The sequence below is a fragment of the Hyunsoonleella sp. J2K-J805 genome (genome assembly GCF_057167125.1).
Genome location: NZ_CM169901.1, coordinates 3,373,850 through 3,393,189 on the forward strand (window position 1 = coordinate 3,373,850; position 19,340 = coordinate 3,393,189).

The 19,340-nt window shown below is 34.7% G+C and carries 17 protein-coding genes and 1 pseudogene; 9 read left to right on the forward strand and 9 right to left on the reverse strand.

The features are described from left to right. Positions 1–125: 125 nt before the first annotated feature. The 7 genes and pseudogenes from trpB to AC1B0Z_RS14875 form a co-directional block, all read right to left on the reverse strand. Entirely contained in the window at positions 126–1,307 is a 1,182-nt protein-coding gene (trpB, locus tag AC1B0Z_RS14845) for a tryptophan synthase subunit beta (RefSeq protein ID WP_483795320.1), read from the reverse strand. Between the two features lie 33 nt (positions 1,308–1,340). Beyond that, positions 1,341–2,009 (reverse strand): annotated as a pseudogene (locus AC1B0Z_RS14850) (phosphoribosylanthranilate isomerase); the annotation flags it as partial. A 44-nt stretch (positions 2,010–2,053) separates the two neighbouring features. After that, positions 2,054–2,836, reverse strand: coding sequence for an indole-3-glycerol phosphate synthase TrpC (gene trpC / locus AC1B0Z_RS14855; protein ID WP_483792913.1), 783 nt, complete (start codon positions 2,834–2,836; stop codon positions 2,054–2,056). 55 nt (positions 2,837–2,891) lie between these two features. Next, on the reverse strand, positions 2,892–3,884 hold the full coding sequence (trpD, locus tag AC1B0Z_RS14860; protein WP_483792915.1) for an anthranilate phosphoribosyltransferase: 993 nt from the start codon (positions 3,882–3,884) through the stop codon (positions 2,892–2,894). Between the two features lie 93 nt (positions 3,885–3,977). Further along, entirely contained in the window at positions 3,978–4,547 is a 570-nt protein-coding gene (locus tag AC1B0Z_RS14865) for an anthranilate synthase component II (protein WP_483792917.1), read from the reverse strand. Between the two features lie 423 nt (positions 4,548–4,970). Beyond that, on the reverse strand, positions 4,971–6,377 hold the full coding sequence (locus AC1B0Z_RS14870; RefSeq protein ID WP_483792918.1) for an anthranilate synthase component I family protein: 1,407 nt from the start codon (positions 6,375–6,377) through the stop codon (positions 4,971–4,973). Between the two features lie 263 nt (positions 6,378–6,640). Then, positions 6,641–7,102 carry a MarR family winged helix-turn-helix transcriptional regulator gene (locus AC1B0Z_RS14875; protein WP_483792920.1) on the reverse strand — a complete coding sequence of 154 codons (462 nt, stop codon included), beginning with the start codon at positions 7,100–7,102 and terminating at the stop codon, positions 6,641–6,643. 124 nt (positions 7,103–7,226) lie between these two features. Here AC1B0Z_RS14875 and AC1B0Z_RS14880 point away from each other — a divergent pair, with 124 nt between their 5' ends. The 6 genes from AC1B0Z_RS14880 to AC1B0Z_RS14905 all read left to right on the forward strand — a co-directional run bounded on the left by AC1B0Z_RS14880 (position 7,227) and on the right by AC1B0Z_RS14905 (position 10,699). Then, the gene (locus tag AC1B0Z_RS14880) at positions 7,227–7,760 is read left to right on the forward strand and encodes a TlpA family protein disulfide reductase (RefSeq protein ID WP_483792921.1); all 534 of its coding nucleotides are present in this window, start codon (positions 7,227–7,229) and stop codon (positions 7,758–7,760) included. 6 nt (positions 7,761–7,766) lie between these two features. Next, the gene (locus tag AC1B0Z_RS14885) at positions 7,767–8,384 is read left to right on the forward strand and encodes a thioredoxin family protein (protein WP_483792922.1); all 618 of its coding nucleotides are present in this window, start codon (positions 7,767–7,769) and stop codon (positions 8,382–8,384) included. Positions 8,385–8,485: 101 nt separating this feature from the next. Beyond that, positions 8,486–8,806 carry a rhodanese-like domain-containing protein gene (locus AC1B0Z_RS14890; protein WP_483792923.1) on the forward strand — a complete coding sequence of 107 codons (321 nt, stop codon included), beginning with the start codon at positions 8,486–8,488 and terminating at the stop codon, positions 8,804–8,806. A gap of 7 nt (positions 8,807–8,813) precedes the next feature. Then, positions 8,814–9,200 carry a rhodanese-like domain-containing protein gene (locus tag AC1B0Z_RS14895; RefSeq protein ID WP_483792925.1) on the forward strand — a complete coding sequence of 129 codons (387 nt, stop codon included), beginning with the start codon at positions 8,814–8,816 and terminating at the stop codon, positions 9,198–9,200. A gap of 201 nt (positions 9,201–9,401) precedes the next feature. Beyond that, the gene (locus tag AC1B0Z_RS14900; RefSeq protein WP_483792926.1) at positions 9,402–10,175 is read left to right on the forward strand and encodes a hypothetical protein; all 774 of its coding nucleotides are present in this window, start codon (positions 9,402–9,404) and stop codon (positions 10,173–10,175) included. Between the two features lie 197 nt (positions 10,176–10,372). Further along, positions 10,373–10,699 (forward strand): hypothetical protein, encoded by a 327-nt coding sequence (locus AC1B0Z_RS14905; RefSeq protein ID WP_483792927.1) that lies wholly within the window; start codon positions 10,373–10,375, stop codon positions 10,697–10,699. A gap of 50 nt (positions 10,700–10,749) precedes the next feature. On the opposite strand, the gene AC1B0Z_RS14910 is transcribed toward AC1B0Z_RS14905, so the two are convergent. Continuing rightward, on the reverse strand, positions 10,750–11,775 hold the full coding sequence (locus AC1B0Z_RS14910) for a LacI family DNA-binding transcriptional regulator (protein ID WP_483792929.1): 1,026 nt from the start codon (positions 11,773–11,775) through the stop codon (positions 10,750–10,752). A 222-nt stretch (positions 11,776–11,997) separates the two neighbouring features. On the opposite strand from AC1B0Z_RS14910, the gene AC1B0Z_RS14915 reads away from it, so the two are divergent. The 3 genes from AC1B0Z_RS14915 (at position 11,998) to AC1B0Z_RS14925 (ending at position 15,905) form a co-directional block, all read left to right on the forward strand. Then, positions 11,998–13,044 (forward strand): PfkB family carbohydrate kinase, encoded by a 1,047-nt coding sequence (locus AC1B0Z_RS14915; protein WP_483792930.1) that lies wholly within the window; start codon positions 11,998–12,000, stop codon positions 13,042–13,044. 87 nt (positions 13,045–13,131) lie between these two features. Beyond that, positions 13,132–13,800 (forward strand): bifunctional 4-hydroxy-2-oxoglutarate aldolase/2-dehydro-3-deoxy-phosphogluconate aldolase, encoded by a 669-nt coding sequence (locus AC1B0Z_RS14920; RefSeq protein WP_483792932.1) that lies wholly within the window; start codon positions 13,132–13,134, stop codon positions 13,798–13,800. 185 nt (positions 13,801–13,985) lie between these two features. Beyond that, positions 13,986–15,905: a hypothetical protein gene (locus AC1B0Z_RS14925; RefSeq protein WP_483792933.1), complete on the forward strand. Its 1,920-nt coding sequence runs from the start codon at positions 13,986–13,988 to the stop codon at positions 15,903–15,905. Positions 15,906–15,994: 89 nt separating this feature from the next. Here the strand turns inward: AC1B0Z_RS14925 and AC1B0Z_RS14930 are convergent, their stop codons facing one another. Further along, entirely contained in the window at positions 15,995–19,243 is a 3,249-nt protein-coding gene (locus AC1B0Z_RS14930) for a WD40/YVTN/BNR-like repeat-containing protein (protein WP_483792934.1), read from the reverse strand. Positions 19,244–19,340: the final 97 nt, after the last annotated feature.

Genomic DNA, 19,340 nt, shown 5'->3' on the forward strand with positions numbered 1-19,340 from the left:
TTGTGGATTCCGCATCAAGCGCGGAATGACAGTTGTTTGATTCTGCGTTAGGGATTGAGCGATTGTTGGAGCTCCTCGCAGAGAGCGACTCGTGAAAGCCCGACCCTTTGGGTAACGCCCAAATTCTAAATTTTAAAATAATCAATATAATTCTGTAAATCTTTATCGCCACGGCCAGATAAACTCATAACTACTACATCATCAGGCTTAAAGGTTTTGTGTTTAAAAATAGCAAAGGCGTGAGATGTCTCAATAGCAGGAATAATACCTTCTAACTTAGATAATTCTAGGCCAGCCTCCATAGCATCACTATCTGTAATAGACATAAACTCTGCGCGTCCTGTTTTAGATAAATGCGCATGCATAGGACCAACACCAGGATAATCTAAGCCAGCCGAAATGGAGTAGGGCTCCGTAATTTGTCCATCTGCCGTTTGCATTAACAAGGTTTTACAACCGTGTATAATACCTTCTTTACCCAAAACAGAAGTTGCTGCACTTTCACCAGAATCAATACCTAAACCAGCAGCTTCAACAGCAATAATGCCCACATCGGGTTCATGTAAATAATGATAGTATGTACCAGCAGCGTTACTACCACCACCAATACAAGCCACAACATAATCAGGATTTTCACGTCCTTCTTGTTCTTTTAATTGCCATTTTATTTCCTCTGAAATTACCGCTTGAAAACGCGTTACCATATCTGGATATGGGTGTGGGCCAATGGCAGAACCAATAATGTAATGCGTGTTTACGGGATTGTTAATCCAATCGCGAATAGCTTCATTGGTAGCATCTTTAAGCGTACGGCTTCCTGAAAGCGCAGGAACAACTTTGGCTCCCAACATTTTCATTCTAGCAACGTTGGGTGCTTGTCTAGCAATATCAATTTCTCCCATGTAAACAATACATTCCATTCCCATAAGTGCACATACGGTAGCAGTTGCTACACCATGTTGTCCAGCGCCTGTTTCGGCAATAATTCTAGTTTTGCCCAAACGCTTTGCCATTAAAATTTGGCCGATGGTATTGTTTATTTTATGTGCCCCCGTATGGTTTAAATCTTCACGCTTTAGGTAAATTTTAGTATTGTATTTTTCTGAAAGACGCTTAGCAAAATAAAGCGGAGACGGTCTACCAACATAATCTTTTAAAAGTTGATCGAACTCTTTTTGAAAGTCTGGTTCTGCCATCACTTTTAAGTAGTTTTGGCGTAACTCTTCTACGTTAGGGTATAGCATTTCTGGGATGTAAGCGCCTCCAAACTCGCCATAGTATCCTTTTTCATCTACATTATAATTCATTGTTTTTTTATTGTGCAATTTATTAATGAATTCTCTTAAAATAGAACTATTTTTAAATCCTGGTTCTGTTTCAAATTTACTATTTACATCAATAGCATAACAGTATTTTGAAGCTTCACTTTGTTTAAACGCTTTAATATCTTCTAATTGGTCTAAACCTATGCCACCACTTAAAAAGAAAGGTTTTGTTGATGGGTAATCGTTTAATAAACTCCAATCAAAGGTATACCCATTGCCACCAGGAAGTTTGCCTTTAGTATCAAATAGGTAATAATCACAAACATTCTCATAAGGTTCTAAAACCTCAAAGTTAAAACCGTCTTTAACTGAAAATACTTTTATAATTTCAATAGGCCTTTTTAGTAAACTTGTAGAACGTAGAATGCTGCAAAAATATGGCGATTCCTCACCATGTAGTTGTACAGCATCTAGTTTAAACTCATTAACTTTTTCAACAATAGTGCCTATTTCAGCATTTACAAAAACACCAGTTTTTTTGATACTGTCTGAAATCTCAGGTATTTTAGTATCGAAATGACGCGGTGTTTTTTCATAAAAAATAAATCCGAGATAATCTGGTTTTAAAGCTGCAATACTTTCTATATTATCTTGGTATTTCATACCGCAAACTTTAAGCCTCACCCTAGCCCTCTCCAAAGGAGAGGGAACTTGTTGCGAAATATTTTTATCTTCTTTATTCATAATATTTTTTTCATCTGAGTAAGCGTTCTCCTCCTTCGGAGGAGCTAGAGGAGGCTTTTTATAAAAGCCTCTGCGCTTTCTCCTGGATTATCCGTTTTCATAAAGTTCTCCCCAATTAAAAATCCTTGATAGCCGTATGGTTTTAGTTCTTTTATGGCTTCAATATTACTAATGCCACTTTCTGATACTTTTACAAAATCATCAGGAATAATAGTGCTAAGTTTTTTACTAGTATCTAAGCTTACCTCAAAGGTTTTTAAGTTTCTGTTGTTTACCCCCAGCATATCTAGACTTGGCATTATAGATTTATGTAACTCTTCTTCATTATGCACTTCTAAAAGTACATCTAGATGCAAACTTTTAGCAAACTCAGAGAATTGTTTAATCTCATCTCTGGTTAGAATTGCAGCAATTAAAAGTATAACATCGGCTCCGATGGCTTTAGCTTCAATAATTTGATATTCGTCAATAATAAATTCTTTACGCAATAAAGGAAGATTACAGTTTTCTCTTGCTAATAATAAATCGTCCATTGTTCCACCAAAATATTTTTCATCTGTAAGGACAGACATCCCACAAGCTCCGGCTTCTTCATACCCAAGGGCTACGTCTTCAATATTTGCAGTTTCATTAATCATAGATTTTGAGGGCGATTTTCTTTTAAATTCTGCAATAATCCCCGTATTGCTTTTTTTTAGCTTTTTTGATAGTGAAATAGTTTTTCTGTCAAAAAAAGGCATCATTTCAAATGCTTGAACTGGAATTAATTCTTTTTTAAAATTAACTTCTTTATGCTTATCAACTACTATTTTTTTTAGGATATCCATAATTTGTATTTATAACAATCATCAACTGAAAACTATAACTGCGACTGTTAATTTTTTATTTACTTAACTCTATTAATCTATCTAAACTTTCTTTTGCTTTACCAGAAAACAAGCATTCCTTAGCCATTTCAAAACCTTCTTGGTGTGATATTTGATTTGCCGTAGCAATTGCTAATCCAGCATTAGTGCAAACCACATTGTTTTGCGCTTCGGTGCCTTTTCCGCTTATAATGTCTACAAATATTTTGGCAGCATCTTCAACCCTGTCACCTCCGTATATGGCGTCCTGTTTTATTTTTGAAAGCCCTAAATCTTCTGGTGCAAACAATTTTTCAGAATGATTGGATATTATTTTAGCTTGTCCTGTTAATGAAATTTCATCATAGCCATCTAAGGCATACACAATGCTGTAATGGTGTCCTGAGTTTTGGAGTAAAAAACTGTATAGTCTCAATACTTCTAAATTAAAAACACCAAGTACATGATTTTTTGGAAATGAAGGATTAACCAAAGGGCCTAACATATTGAAAAATGTTTTTACACCTAATTCACGACGGATAGGAGCAACGTTTTTCATGGCTGGATGAAATAGTGGTGCATGTAAAATACAAATGCCTGCCTTATCTAAACAACGCTTTAAAAAGGCTTCGTCATTAGAGAATTTTACACCTAGATTTTCCATAACATTGGATGAACCAGATGTTGATGATACGCCATAATTACCATGTTTAGCGACATGCACGCCAGCTCCTGCTGTTATAAAAGCGGATAGTGTAGAAATATTGAAGGTGTTTTTACCATCTCCTCCGGTACCTACAATATCTATGGCATTAAAGTCTTTTAAATCTATTGCACGACAAAGTTCTAAGAGTGCATTTCTAAAACCTGTTAATTCTTCAATAGTAATGCTACGCATCATATACACCGAAAGGAAAGATGCTATTTGGCTTGGGTTATACATACCGTTTGATATGTTAACAATAACCTGTTTCGCTTCCTCAGTTGATAGCGTTTCGTGGTTTATTAATCTGTTTAAAATGTCTTTCATAAGCCTAACCCTCTCTAAAGGAGAGGGAACTGTGTTAGTTACTTTTTTTATTTATTTGAGTAAGCACTGCCTACTGCCATTGCACACTGCATACTAATTATTAACCCAATTCTCTAATATCTTTTTACCGTCTGGTGTTAATACCGATTCTGGATGGTATTGTACACCTCTTACATCATATTCTTTATGGCGAAGGGACATGACTTGACCGTTAGCATCATACGATGTAGCTTCCAAACTTTCTGGTAAATCTGGACTTACTACCCACGAATGGTAACGTCCAACTTCTATGTTTTTATCTAAATCTTTAAAAATATATTCGTCATCTACACTAATGGTTACATTTGTAGCTACGCCGTGGTAAACATCATCTAAGTTTACTAAAGAACCTCCAAACACTTCACCAATGGCTTGTTGACCTAAACAAACACCAAAAATACTTTTAGTAGCTGCATACTTCTTAATGATGGGTTTTAATAAGCCTGCCTCATCTGGAATGCCTGGACCTGGTGATAATACTATTTTATCAAAAGCCTCTACATCCTCTAGTGCTAATTTATCGTTTCTGTAAACGGTTACATCGCAATTTAAATCTTCTAGATAATGTACTAGGTTGTATGTAAAACTGTCGTAGTTGTCTATTACTAATACTTTTTTGCTCATTTTTTGTCATCCTAAACTTGTTTCAGGATATTTTTAAGTTCTACTTTTTTTTTATTTCTGTTCATTTTGCCTTGATGCATTACTGAGTTTAAAGCGTGCTTTAAACGAAAGTACCAAGTGAAGCTGAACCAAAAAAACATATCAAGCTGAGGAATTTTTCTTCTTGTCAGAAGAAAACCGATTTGAAAACTCCGCGTCGAACTACCGTTCTCCTGTTCTCGGAGCTTTTCTTCATCTATTCTGCACCTTGACGGTCAATTCTATCGAATTGATTTGGGTGTTGGTTTTTTATTAAATTATATTTTATATCAAAACTTTTATTCAACTTTCTCTACTCTCTACTCTCTACTCTCTACTCTCTACTCTCTACTCTTTGAGAATGAGTGAAATTCCTCCCCTTTGGGGAAGCTATGTGGGGCTTCTTTAAATATCTTCTGCCAATGTTATAGCTTTTGTTAATGCGCCTAACTTATTGTAAACTTCTTGTAACTCATCTTCTTTATTTGATTTGGAAACCAAACCTGCTCCAGCTTGCCAAAACAATTTATAATCTTTACTTAAAAACGTACGTATCATAATGGCGTGGTTAAAATTCCCATCAAAATCCATAAAACCGATAGCACCACCGTAAAAAGCTCTACTCGTTTTTTCGTAATCTTCTATAAGTTGCATGGCGCGATGTTTTGGCGCTCCACTTAATGTTCCTGCTGGAAAGGTGTCTGCAACAACTTGCATGGTTGAGGTGGTATCATGTTTTTGCCCCGTTACTTTACTTACCAAATGGATAACATGCGAGAAGAACTGTACCTCGCGGTAGGTTTCTACTTTTACTTGGCTGCCATGGCGACTTAAATCGTTTCTTGCTAGGTCTACAAGCATGACGTGTTCAGCATTTTCCTTGTCGTCATTTTTTAAGTTTTCAGCTAAAATTTCGTCTTTTTCATAATCTCCAGTTCTTTTGTATGTTCCTGCTATAGGATGAATTTCTGCCAAACCATCTTCTACGATTAATTGTGCTTCCGGAGAGCTTCCAAAAATTTTAAAATCACCATAATCAAAATAAAACAGGTAAGGGGATGGGTTAATGCTTCGAAGGGCACGGTAGATATTAAATTCGTCACCTGTAAATTCCTGAGAAAAGCGTCTTGATAGCACAAGTTGAAACACATCACCACGCTGGCAGTGTTTTTTAGCTAAATCTACGTTTGCTCTAAATTCATCATCTGTCAAATTAGACATGATGTTTCCTTTGGAACTGAACTTATAAGAGGCAAAGTTTTGAACGTTAATTAATTTATCTATCTCATCAATATTATTTTCAACACCTTCATAACAATGCGCAAAAATATAGGCTTCGTTTTTAAAATGGTTTATAGCGATGATGTTTTGATACACTGCATAATACATATCTGGTATAACGACTGAATCATCTTTTTTACTTATCTGAATATCTTCAAAATAACGTACTGCATCATAGGCTGTATAACCGAATATACCATTGTTGATGAATTTGAAATTTTCTTCTGATTTTGTGTCAAACTTTTTAGTGAAATTATAAATTTCATCAACTACATTTATATCATCCGTTATTTCAATAGACTTAGAACTTCCATCAGGAAATGTTTCTGAAATCACTTCATTTTCCACCTTTATTGTTACAATAGGGTTGAAACATATATATGAAAAGTTTTTTTGACTTTTATGATAATCGCCACTTTCTAATAAAATACTATTCGGGTATTTATCACGAATTTTATAATATACTGTAACAGGTGTAATAGTATCTGTAAGGATACGTTTGTGGTGTGTATATAGGCTGTATTTTTTCATTTGTTTCATATAAAAAAAGGCTTGTCGTGAATGACAAGCCTTTATGATATTTTTAAGTTTTAAATATACTAGGGTGTTACTTCACGAATGTTAGTTTCGAAAGCACCACCACCAAGTATTATTTAAACTTTTATTCATTTTTCTTTGTTTATGGGTCAAATATAAAAATGAAAACACAATTAAACAATTGTTTACTGCTTTTTTTAAACAAAAAACTACCATAAAAATATGGTAGTTTAAGAGATTATTAAGTGTTGAGAGAGTTAGTTCGCTATTAACCTTATTTTACTTAATAATCTAATTAATTCGGTAGCCTCTTCATCTGTTAAAGAACTTACCATTTTTTCTTCCTTGCTGTCAATCAATGTATCAATACCTTTTAGAAAATTCAACCCCTCTATAGTTATATTGATATCTATTTTTCTTCTATTAGTATTATTTATTCCTTTTTTTACTAATCCTTTCTTAATAAGCTTATCAACCAATCTGGTGGTATTGCTCATCTTGTTAATCATTCTGTCCTGCACAACACTTAAAGATGCAGATTTGCCTTTTTGCCCTCTTAAAATTCGTAATACATTAAATTGTTGTAATGAAATCTCGTAGGGTTTAAGTACTTTGTTAAGTACACTATTTATCTTTCCTGTTGTGTATAAAAGATTTACAACAACACTTTTTGATAATGGGATGTCAGCATTTAATTTTAAGATATCTTCAATCCTCATACAATAACTGTTGTATATACAAATGTAGGTAAAATTATTTACTTAAATTTTTATTGTTTAAATATTTGTTAAACCCTAAGTTGCTAAGGATGTAATGTTTAATTTTAGATAAATAATTTGAAGCATGAAGTTGAAACTCTGTTTAGTAATCTTATTTGTTGCCTTTTCTTGTAAGGACAAAACCACTACTGAGGTTGTTGCCAATATTGAAACTATTGAAGAAAAAGCGGTTGAACCAAAAATTGATTTGGAAGTTTATGACTTTGAAGGTTTTAAAACCTTTTTAAATAAAACTGATGGAAAAACTTATGTTATCAATTTTTGGGCAACATGGTGTGGACCTTGTGTAAAAGAGTTGCCTTATTTTGAAAAGTTAAATGCTGAATATAAAGATAAAGGCGTTGAAGTAATTTTAGTGAGTTTAGATTTTCCGCATGTATATGAATCTAAATTAAAACCCTTTATCCAAAAGAAAAATTTAAAAAGTAGAGTAATCGTTTTAGATGATGATAATGAAAACAAATGGATTAATGAGATAGATAAATCCTGGTCTGGATCAATTCCTGCCACAATTTTATACAATAAAAGCGAACGAAAGTTTTTTGAAAAGTCGTTCACTTATGACGAATTAGAACAAGAAGTAAAACAATTAAAATAAACTGTAATGAAAAAACTAGTTAAGTTAATGCCGGTTATGGTATTCGCATTTTTTGCAAGTGCTTTTACAAATAGTACAACATTTCACGATGGTTATGATGTTGGTGATGTAATTGAAGATTTTAAACTAAAGAATATTAACGGAGATTATGTTTCATTAGCAGACTACGAAGATGCAAAAGGCTTTATAATTACCTTTACCTGCAATACATGCCCATATGCCATAGCTTACGAAGACCGAATTATTGCTTTAGACAAAAAATACGCACCTAAAGGGTATCCCGTAATAGCAATAAATCCTAATAATCCAGACACTAAAACTGGGGATAATTTTGAGGCAATGCAACAAAGAGCTAAAGAAAAAGGATTTACCTTTCCTTATTTAGTTGACGAGGGACAAAAAGTATATCCAAAATTTGGGGCAACCAAAACGCCACATAATTATGTAGTTCAAAAAACAAAGAAAGGCATGGTTGTAAAATATATTGGTGCCATAGATGACAGCTCAAGAAACCCTGATGGTGTTAAGGAAACCTATCTTGAGGATGCCGTTGATGCCCTTATAGATGGAAAAGAAATTACGCTTAAGAAGACAAAGGCTATAGGTTGCTCGATAAAAGTTTAAATTTAATATAGATTCAGATATAAATCCGAAGTGTAATACTCCGGATTTTTTTTCGTCTATATTTTTAAGAAGTTTTAACTTTGTCAAAAATCAATTTAACAATGGAAGATTTAACACAAGAGGAATGGGCTGAACAACTAGCAAATGATGACAATGCTGTTGTACTGGATGTAAGAACAGATGAAGAAGTTGCTGATGGGATTATACCCAATGCTATTCATTTAGATATATATAAAGGACAGGAATTTATTGGTGCCATTGAAGAATTAGATACATCTAAAAACTATTACGTGTATTGTCGTTCTGGTAATCGAAGTGGTCAGGCTTGCAAAATTATGGAACAACTTGGTTTTGAAAGCGCGTATAATTTAGAGGGTGGCATGCTAGAATGGACAGGTGAGGTCGTTGATTTTGAATCATAAGTCTGAGATGAAATACAGTCTCATTCTACTTTTAATTATATTTACTTTGGCGGGCTGCATTTCTTCTGATGCTAATTCGGTTGTATTAAAACCAGAAACGTTTAAAAGTAAAATTCAAACTGGGGATGTCCAATTAATAGATGTAAGGACCTCGAAAGAATTTGATTCAGGTCATATCAAAAATGCCATAAATATTAATTACTTCTTTGAGAATTTTCAAGACAGTCTTAGATTACTACAAATAAAGTCACCAGTTTTTATCTATTGTCGCTCAGGTAAACGAAGCGCAAAAAGTGTAGCTGTATTTAAAGCTGTTGGCTTCGATTCTATATATCAATTAGAAGGAGGTATTTTAAAATGGCAATCTCTAGACTTTGAAATAGAGAAAGAATAAAAAAATAGTATTCTTTTAGGTGTTCTTAAAGAAATATGGTAAAATATTGTATATTTAATAGCTTCATCTCTCGATCTCTCAACCAATAGTATTTACATTCTATTTGGGTTATCCTTTTTAATATTTCCCTATTACCCTAACTAATAAGCAACCGCTATATAATAGTTATATAGTTTATTAACCAACCAAAATAGTTTTATTATGATTAAAAAATTAGTTTTTTTACCGTTACTAGCCATTGTGTTTTTAGGCTCAAACCTAAAGTCTAATGCTCAAGATGATTCACAGGATTATACAATGTTTGAAAGTGTAATGTTAACTCCAGACTACAAGGATTTGAAAAAATTGGGCGATAATATGCGATCTCACAATGCAAAATATCATGAAGATGGAGCGCATAGAGCTATCGTATATAACATATCTACAGGGCCAAATGCTGGCAGTTTTATATGGATGATGGGACCAACGACCTATACGCATTTAGATACGCGCCCATCAGATGATGGTCATGATGAAGATTGGCGAGATAATGTTATGCCTTTCATTAAAAAAATTGAAACAGTAGAATTTTGGAGAATGGATGGTAAGCTATCTAATTTAGAAATGATGGATGGAGATATCTCTAAAACACCTGTTATTTTTGTTAGATATCATGAGATTAAAAAAGGCGAAATCCCAGGCGCTTTTCAATTTCTGGATTATGTTAGCAAAACCATAAAGGCAATGGATGGAGATAATCCTTGGGGTGTTTATGTTAATGAATTTAGGCAAGGTGATTTAGGAAGACATATTGCTACAGTAGGCTTTATGAAGAATTGGGCAGAAATGGATGAAGAAGACAATAATTTTAAAGAAACTTTTGAAAAAGTGCATGGCAAAGAAAAGTGGGAGTTCTTCCTTGATTTAGGAGAAGAAAGTTTTTCTAACTCATGGGATGAAATATGGAATTACAATGCTTACATGACGGGCAAATAAAACAAGTTATATAATCCTAGAAAGCTCTAACTTAATCTCATTAGTTAGAGCTTTTTTAACTTTTACCTTTTTTTTAAGCACTTCACCTTTTTTATTTTTAGTCAAGTACTTCTTTTACCTAATTTTAATCAAAATTTTAAGTGCAACAACATGGCATTTTGAGATTTTAATAATTTTTACCCTCAAAGATTAGAATTATGGAAAATGGCTTACTCATATTAGGATTGATAGCATTGTTGTTTTTAAGCATGTATGGATATGCCTACGGTACTGTAGCTTTAGAAAAAAGAAAACTTAAAAAGCAGCAACTAGAAATAGAGCGTATTGAAGCTATTAAGAAGGAAGAGCGTCTTGCGCGTCAAAAAGCTAGAGAAGAAAAGCTAGAAAAGCTTAAAAAACGTAGTGAAGAAATTAGATTAGAATTAAATAGGCTTGAGAAAGTAAACCTTCAAGGAGCTACTAAAGATCAAAAGAAGGTAGAAAAAATGAAAGAACGCATTGAGCAAAAGCAACACGCAAGTTAAAACAAATGCATTAAAAAAATAATTAAAGGCACTCAAAACGGGTGTCTTTTTTATTTTCTTTGAGAAGAAGTTCTTTCGATAAGTTGAGTATCTAAAATCATTTTATTGAGAGTTACCTTTTCTAGAGGTTTTGATATTCTTTTTAAAAAGGTTTTCGCAGCGAGCTCCCCAATACTTTTGCTCTGCTGTTCAACGGAAGAAATAGCAGGTGTAGCAATTGCTGAAAAGGGTTCGTTACCAAAGCCAACTAAGGCTATATCCTCGGGAACTCTTATGTTATTTTCTTTCATAACTTCTAGCGCTCCCAAAGCAGCATAATCACTTGATACATAAATACCGTCAGGTCTATCAGGAAGGTGTATTATTTTCTTCATAATGTCCCTGCCGTCACTTTGCCTTAAATTACATTCATAAATTAAATTGTCTTCAAAAGGTAGATTGTGCTTTTTTAAAGCGTCAAAATATCCTCTAATCCTATTTTTATATATTCTGGTATGGCTAAAACCACCAATATGGGCAATGCGTTTACAGCCTTGCTCTACAAGATGGTCTATTACAATATGGCTACTCATATAATCATCAATACCAACGTAATCAACATTAAGGTCGTTTTCACCTCTATCAAATAATATAAGAGGAATGCCTTTTTGTTTTATCTTATTATAGTAATCAAGTTTTACGGTTTCATTGGCCATGGAAGCAATAATACCATCTACCTGCGTAAATAGAAGCGCTTCAATATTTTTGCATTCCTTTTCATAAGATTCATTAGACTGTGTAATGATGACATTGTAACCCTTTTTATTTAAAACTTCTTCTATTTTCTCTATTACCGAAGAAAAGAAATTACTGTTGGCTCTGGGTATAATAACACCAACCAAATTACTTTTTCCTTTCCTAAGAGCAGTGGCTATGTGATTGGGTTGATAGTTAAGATTCTCGGCAACTTGTAAAACAGCTTTTTTAGTTTTTTTGCTTATTCTGGGGTGATTATTTAGCGCTTTTGAAACAGCAGAAGGTGTGATACCTAAAACATTAGCAATATCTTTTATGGTCGATTTTTTTTTATGTGCCAATTTTTATTTACTTTTGTTCCAACGTTTGAACAAATATAACGTTTTTGTTTAAAATTACAACTAAACCATCTTAAACTAATTCAATACTTTCCTAATATATAATTGATATTATAATCATTTATATTTCATTGTGTTAAAAGAATATTGAGCTTGTTTTATTTAGGTTTTAATTTGTTCAAACGATAGAGCAGTTTAAAAAGTAAATAATATTAATTAAGTACAATGGCAAAAGTAGTAACATTTGGAGAAATCATGTTAAGATTAGCTCCACACGGATTTTTAAGATTTTCACAATCAACATCATTTGATGTAATTTATGGAGGAGGAGAAAGTAATGTAGCAGTATCATTGGCAAATTATGGGGTTCCTGTTGATTTTGTAACACGTTTACCTAAAAATGATATTGGAGAGTGTGCGCTAATGGAAATGCGCAAAAGAGGTGTAGGAACTGATAAGATAGTATGGGGCGGAGACCGCTTAGGTATTTATTTTCTAGAAACAGGTGCTGTTAACCGTGGTAGTAAAGTGGTTTATGACCGCGCACATTCTGCCCTAGCTGAGATTAAAGCAGGTATGGTAGATTGGGATGCTGCATTTGAAGGAGCTACTTGGTTTCACTGGACGGGTATTACTCCTGCAGTTTCTCAAGGTGCTGCAGATGCTTGTCTTGAAGCCATAAAGATTGCAAGTGCGAAAGGCTTAACCATTTCTACAGATTTAAATTATCGTCAAAAACTCTGGAAATATTGTGATGAAGCACACAGAGAAACTGTAATGACAGAATTAACGTCTTACTGTGATATAATTTTAGGGAATGAAGAAGATGCTGAAAAACATTTTGGTATTAAACCTGAAGGCTTAGACATCACTACACAAGGCGAACATGTGAAAGGAGCTGCATTTTTATCTGTTTGTGACCAAATGTTGAAGAAATTTCCTCGTGCTAAAAAAGTGATTACTACCTTAAGAGGTTCTATATCTGCATCTCATAATACGTGGGCAGGTGTGTTATATGACGGTGAGACTTTGTTCGAATCACCTCAATATCAAATTACCGATATTGTTGACCGTGTTGGTGGTGGCGATAGCTTTATGGGTGGTTTAATCTATGGTTTGATTGAGTATGAAGGAGACGATCAAAAGGCTTTAAACTTTGCTGTAGCAGCTTCTTGTTTAAAACACACTATTAAGGGCGACGCTAACTTGTCTACCATTGATGAAGTAAAGAAACTAATGAGCGGAGACGCATCAGGTCGTGTAGCAAGATAAAAAAGTTGTTAATTGTTTACCTGTTGAAACGCTTATGTGGTTTAACAGGTCAACAACTACACAAACCAACAATTAAACATTTATAAAATGGCACAATTTACAAGGATAGAAGTTGCAACAGCAATGAAAGAAACAGGGATGATTCCTTTGTTTTTTAATCAAGATATAGAGTTAAGTAAAAAAGTATTAAAGGCTTGTTATGATGGTGGTGCACGTTTAATGGAATTCACAGCTCGTGGTGATTTTGCACACGAAGTTTTTGGGGAATTAACTAAATATGCCATAGCAGAATTGCCTGGAATGATTATGGGAGTGGGTTCCGTTACTGATGCGGGACAAGCGTCATTATATATGACCTTAGGGGCAAACTTTGTGGTAACTCCTGTGCTAAGGGAAGATATTGCAATTGTTTGTAATAGAAGAAAAGTACTTTGGTCACCAGGCTGTGGTACACTTACTGAAATTACAAAAGCCGAAGAATTGGGATGCGAAATTGTAAAGCTTTTCCCTGGAGATATTTATGGCCCCCAGTTTGTTAAAGGCATAAAAGGACCACAACAATGGACGTCAATTATGCCAACAGGTGGTGTTTCCCCAACAGAAGAAAACCTAAAAGCATGGTTTGATGCAGGTGTAACATGTGTTGGAATGGGGTCAAAACTAATATCAAAAGAGATTATTGCGAATAAAGATTACGCTAAGTTGGAGCAGGATGTAAAAAATGCACTTGCCATTGTAAAAGCAGTACGAAAGTAGAATTATTTAGACATTCTAAACTGCAGATTCATCCGATAAAATAGCATTGAAAGGCTATTAGTCACCGTAAAATAGTGATTGATAGCTTTTTTTTGGTCAAGCCAATCATTTTTTTTTATTTTAATCTTTGTATTTTGCATTTTACAAGAATGTTAAATCGTTATAAAGAAAACCCAAATCGTAAAGTGAAACATTATATACTATTTATAGTACTATCTATTGCCTCGATTAGTGTCTACGCTCAAGACGAGGTTGTGAAGACCAAATTTGTTGAAAGTGGGAGTATTCATAAAAGTGTTGATGCTAATTCCTCAGTAATTATCCAATTTAAAAGAAATCAAAAGTGTATTGTTTTAGAATACTCTGGTCAGAATACGTACAAGGTTAAATATGATGACGTATTAGGTTACGTAGGTGATGAGTTTCTTGATATTACTGATGAGATGATGGATCTATTCTATGACTATGAAGAACGGGAAATGCAAAAACTTATTGAAGAAGAGGAAAGTAGACAGAAAAAAATACGCGATATCGTTGAAGAGAAAGAGAAAAGAATAAGAGACTCTATTGCTAAAATTGAAGAGGCTAAGAGACAAAAAGCATTGGCAATTCAACGAGCAAAAGAATTAAGGGAAAAGCGGATCAAAGATTCTATTGCAAAGGTTGAAGAAACGAAACGTGTTAAGGAGCTGGAACGCCAAAGAGATCTGGAACGTCAGCGAGAGTTAGAGCGTCAACGTCTAGCAGCTTTAAAGGAAAAGAAAAGACTAGACTCCATAGCGCAGGTACAAGAAGAATTAAAGCGTATCGAACGGGAGAAAGAAGAGGCCAGAAAGCATGCCGAGGCTTTCAAAGAACAACGCAGGTTGGACTCGATAGCCAAGGCTGAAGCAGAGGCCAAAAGAGATCTGGAACGTCAACGTTTAGCAGCTTTAAAGGAAAAGAAAAGACTGGACTCCATAGCGCAGGTACAAGAAGAATTAAATAGTATTGAACGGGAGAAAGAAGAGGCCAGAAAGCATGCCGAGGCTTTCAAAGAACAACGCAGGTTGGACTCGATAGCCAAGGCTGAAGCAGAGGCTAAAAGAGATCTTGAACGTCAAAGAGATCTGGAACGTCAACGTTTAGCAGCTTTAAAGGAAAAGAAAAGACTGGACTCCATAGCGCAGGTACAAGAAGAATTAAATAGTATTGAACGGGAGAAAGAAGAGGCCAGAAAGCGTGCCGAAGCTTTAAAAGAACAACGTAGGTTGGATTCGATTGCCCAGGCTGAAGCAGAAGCCAAAAGAGATCTGGAACGTCAGCGTTTAGCAGCCTTGAATGAAAAGAAGAGATCGGACTCCATAGCAGATCTGAAAAAAGCAGAAGCTAAGCGACAGTTAGAATTACAAAAGGCACTTGAGCGACAAAGACAAGAGGCATTAGAGGCTAAGCGTAAATTAGATTCAATTGCTAGGGTAAAAGAATTAGAGAAGCAAAAACTTGCAACTGAATTAGAATTAGCCAGAAAGCAACTGGAAGAGCTAAAAGAAAACCGCCTAAGAGATTCAATCGCAAAAATTAAAGCTGATGAAGAGCGTAGGTTGGTAAATGTTTCAAGAAAGGCGGAAACTGTATTGAAAAACCAAAATACCAAACGAGATTTAGAAAAGCGACGAAAAGAGGCTAGCGAAAGATTAAAATTTAGAGACTCTTGTCATTATCAAATTAATGAGTACGATAGATTTTATAACATAACAACTATAAGAACCATAGAGTACAGTATCGCTGAGAATTTAACTGTTGAATTGTATAAACAAGGTTCAAAGAAAAATGTATTTTTTAATTTATCTAAATATAATTTAGGATGTGCCAGTTACTTGCCTAACCAACGTTCAAGCGTAAAGGTTACTCTAGAAAATGGACAGGTAGTCTCCTTTTACCACTCATGGGATATTGAATGTGGAGGTTTTCTGTTTAAGGCCAACTTAGATAACGGAAAAATAGCTAGTTTAACAAGTTCTCCAATAAAATCCGTTTTACTAAGAGGTACAGAGGATACTTTACAAATAACCGATATAGTTTATAAAGAGTTCTTTATGGATAAGTTAAAGTGTGTAAAATAAACCACAATTTATGATAAGCAAAACCCTCGGTCAATTAAGCTCGAGGGTTTTGTTTTTGATGGAAAAAATCTTTTCTAGCGATTAAAAAACTAATCTAAGATTTGTGGAACTCCAGCATCTAACAAGGCTTTTTCAATTTTAGGAACTTCTATTTCAATAATTTTATTAAGCCTTGGTTTTACTTTATAAAAAAGCGCTTTTGCTTTTTCTAAACTTTCCATATGTGTTTTTGTTGGTCCATATGTAGTACTAAAGCCACGTGCTGCGACTGATAATCTAGAAGCAATAGATTGTACATCTTTTTCTTGTACTTCTTTTTTCGAAGCGTTACCATTAAGTAATTGCTTAAGCTTGTAAATGTCCCTTTTTAAATCACTAATGTTTTTTTCTAAAGCCCCAGGTTCAGTCATTGAATAAACTAGAGCTTTATCAAAAGCTTCAATCTTTTTGGATGCAGTATTGAACTGTTCTAAGTTAGATTCAAAATCAGCTTTAAAGGATTTGTAATCTTTTAAGTAAGCGTCTATTTTACTTTCAACAGGATTATCTAGAACATTTTCTCTTATTCTAACAACTTCAAACGTTTGAGGCTTTGATAATTGTGCAACCACACCATTTATTTCAGAAAACATAGATACGGAATACGTACCTTCATCTGCGAATAAATTATAATAATATTCAGATGGTTTATCTGATATTCTATCTACATTTAGCGAAGTTATGTTGGGGACTTTCAAATTCCAAGCAACACGATTAAATCCTTTTTTATAAGGCGCATTAATTCTGGTAATAAAATTACCTTCGCTGTCTTTTATTGCTAATATAATCGAAGCGCCATCTTCATTTTTCTCTTCATCCAAGGCATCCCATCCTGGGAAAGGAATATCTTTATTTTCTTTCTTCAATTGTTTTTCTTTTTCTTGGCGTTCAGACTTTATACTCTTAAAACCTTCAGGTAAATAGTAAGTGAATACCGCACCATAATCTGGATTTTTGGCTGTAAAGAATGAAGCGCCTTGACTAGACGTTCCGCCACTTACCGGTTTGTACTGTAACGCTTTTCTTGGTTTGAAAAGCATCGCTGTTGAAAACGAATTCTGGTTCAAGTTTCGTAAAGGGCTATAATCATCCAACACATAAAACCCTCTACCAAAGGATGCTGCAACAAGGTCATTTTCTCGTTTTTGAATCGCTAGGTCTCTAAATGAAATTGTTGGTAAACCTTCAGAAAATTTAGTCCATTTTCCTCCTTGATTAAGAGAAACGTAGATTCCGTATTCCGTAGCTAAAAACATCAAGTTAGGATCTACATGATCTTGTACAATACGCCAAACTAAAGTGTTTTTAGGTAGACCATTGGTAATAGAAGTCCAAGTTTTGCCACCATTTGAAGTCTTTAACAAATAAGGTTTATAATCTCCAAACTTATGATTGTCAAGTGCCACATAAGCAGTGTTTACATCATGCAAATCAGCCTTAATATCATTTACAAAAGCCGTTTCAGGGACATTGGGTAAACTACCAACCATTAATTTTGTCCAAGAACTACCCCCATTTTTAGTATATTGAATAATACCGTCATCTGTTCCGGCATAAAGTACATTTTCATCTTTAGGAGATTCTGCTAACGAGGTAATAGTGTTATAGGTTGACATAGCGTAAACATCCCAAGCCGCATCCCAACTTTGCTGTTTGCCCATAATAGGAAGGGTAAGACGTTCTTCGTTTTTGGTTAAATCTTTTGAAATGGTTGTCCAGCTATCACCTCTATCATCCGATCTCCAAACGCGCTGAGTCCCGAAATAAAGTCGTTTTGGATCATGATGACTTACCAAAATTGGAGAATCCCAATTATTACGCTCATAAGGCTCATCAATACCTTCCTGCGGTCTAATAAAAGTGGCTTCACCAGTTGTTCTATCAATTCTATTCAAATACCCTTGTTGGGATTGAGCATACATAATGTCTGGATTTCCTGGTTCTGTGGCAGGTTGGTGACCATCACCTCCTAAAACAACAAACCAATCAGAATTTGTAATCCCATTAGTTCTAAAAGTCCTTGATGGCCCGCCTTGTGTGTTATTGTCTTGAGTGCCTCCATAAACATTGTAAAAAGGTGTTGCATCATCAACAGCTACCTTATAAAACTGTGTAAGGGGTAAATTGTTAACATATCTCCACGTTTTAGAACCGTCAAACGATTCATAAATTCCACCGTCTGTTCCAATCAGCATATAGTTTGGGTCATCAGCCTTAAAAGTCAACGAATGGTTGTCAGAATGTTTATCCTTTTCGCTCATGATGTAGAATGTCTTTCCGCCATCTTCAGAAACTTGTGTCCGTACATCCATCAAATACAGTTTATCAAATTGATGAGGTGAAGCGATTAATTCTTGATAATAATGAGGACCTGTAGCACCAGAAACAGTGTTAGACATTTTGGTCCAACTTCCTCCTTGATTATCCGATCTGTAAATACCTCCGGTACGACGATCTAATTCTATAGCAGCATAAATGACGTCTGGATTTATCGGTGAGATGGCCAAACCTATTTTACCCATATCACTTTTTGGCAATCCCGTGGTCAATTTATTCCAAGTTTCACCACTATCTATACTTTTATAAATTGCGGTTCCTGGGCCACCTCCCATATATGCCGCAACATTTCTGTGGCGTTGCCAAGTGGCAGCATAAAGCACATTTTCATTTCTAGGGTCCATTACAATGTCAGTAACACCTGTCCATTCATTATCACTCAATACTAATCTCCAAGTATCACCACCATCTGTTGTTTTATATAAACCGCGCTCTCCACCTGAACTCCATAAAGGACCTTGCGCAGCAACCCAAATTTCATTAGAGTTTTTTGGATTCACTATAATTTTTGAAATATGCTCCGACTTCTTTAAGCCTTTGTTTTTCCATGTTTTTCCGCCGTCATAACTCACGTAAATACCATGGCCAATGCCTATATGTCGTCCACCAACATTTTCGCCGGTACCTAACCAAACAGTATTAGAATTATTGGGGTCAAGTGTTATACAGCCAGTAGAATAAAACGGTTGCTTGTCCGTAAGTGGTGTCCACGTAGTACCAGCGTTTTCAGTTTTCCATGTGCCGCCAGATCCTACAGCAACATACCAGATATTCTGATTGTCTGGATTAATTACAATATCTGCTATTCTTCCTGACATAAATGCGGGACCAATACTTCTGAATTTTAATCCAGATAACGTAGAGTCCTTTTTGGTTTCGGTTTTCTTTTGGGCATTAAGGTTAAGATTTAATAGAAGAAATAATACAAAGATTGAGGGAATAATGGTTTTTGAATTAGTCATATTACAGTTTTTTCCAAATTTAAGGATTGCACTATTTGATATGTTAAGTTTTAGTAAAAAAATAACATTTTTAAGAAGAAAAAAACCTGCCAACAAT

Coding starts and splice junctions, on each gene's coding strand:
- trpB (WP_483795320.1), bottom strand. CDS start 1,307: ATGAATTATAATGTAGATGAAAAAGGATACTATGGCGAGTTTGGAGGC.
- trpC (WP_483792913.1), bottom strand. CDS start 2,836: ATGGATATCCTAAAAAAAATAGTAGTTGATAAGCATAAAGAAGTTAAT.
- trpD (WP_483792915.1), bottom strand. CDS start 3,884: ATGAAAGACATTTTAAACAGATTAATAAACCACGAAACGCTATCAACT.
- AC1B0Z_RS14865 (WP_483792917.1), bottom strand. CDS start 4,547: ATGAGCAAAAAAGTATTAGTAATAGACAACTACGACAGTTTTACATAC.
- AC1B0Z_RS14870 (WP_483792918.1), bottom strand. CDS start 6,377: ATGAAAAAATACAGCCTATATACACACCACAAACGTATCCTTACAGAT.
- AC1B0Z_RS14875 (WP_483792920.1), bottom strand. CDS start 7,102: ATGAGGATTGAAGATATCTTAAAATTAAATGCTGACATCCCATTATCA.
- AC1B0Z_RS14880 (WP_483792921.1), top strand. CDS start 7,227: ATGAAGTTGAAACTCTGTTTAGTAATCTTATTTGTTGCCTTTTCTTGT.
- AC1B0Z_RS14885 (WP_483792922.1), top strand. CDS start 7,767: ATGAAAAAACTAGTTAAGTTAATGCCGGTTATGGTATTCGCATTTTTT.
- AC1B0Z_RS14890 (WP_483792923.1), top strand. CDS start 8,486: ATGGAAGATTTAACACAAGAGGAATGGGCTGAACAACTAGCAAATGAT.
- AC1B0Z_RS14895 (WP_483792925.1), top strand. CDS start 8,814: ATGAAATACAGTCTCATTCTACTTTTAATTATATTTACTTTGGCGGGC.
- AC1B0Z_RS14900 (WP_483792926.1), top strand. CDS start 9,402: ATGATTAAAAAATTAGTTTTTTTACCGTTACTAGCCATTGTGTTTTTA.
- AC1B0Z_RS14905 (WP_483792927.1), top strand. CDS start 10,373: ATGGAAAATGGCTTACTCATATTAGGATTGATAGCATTGTTGTTTTTA.
- AC1B0Z_RS14915 (WP_483792930.1), top strand. CDS start 11,998: ATGGCAAAAGTAGTAACATTTGGAGAAATCATGTTAAGATTAGCTCCA.
- AC1B0Z_RS14920 (WP_483792932.1), top strand. CDS start 13,132: ATGGCACAATTTACAAGGATAGAAGTTGCAACAGCAATGAAAGAAACA.
- AC1B0Z_RS14930 (WP_483792934.1), bottom strand. CDS start 19,243: ATGACTAATTCAAAAACCATTATTCCCTCAATCTTTGTATTATTTCTT.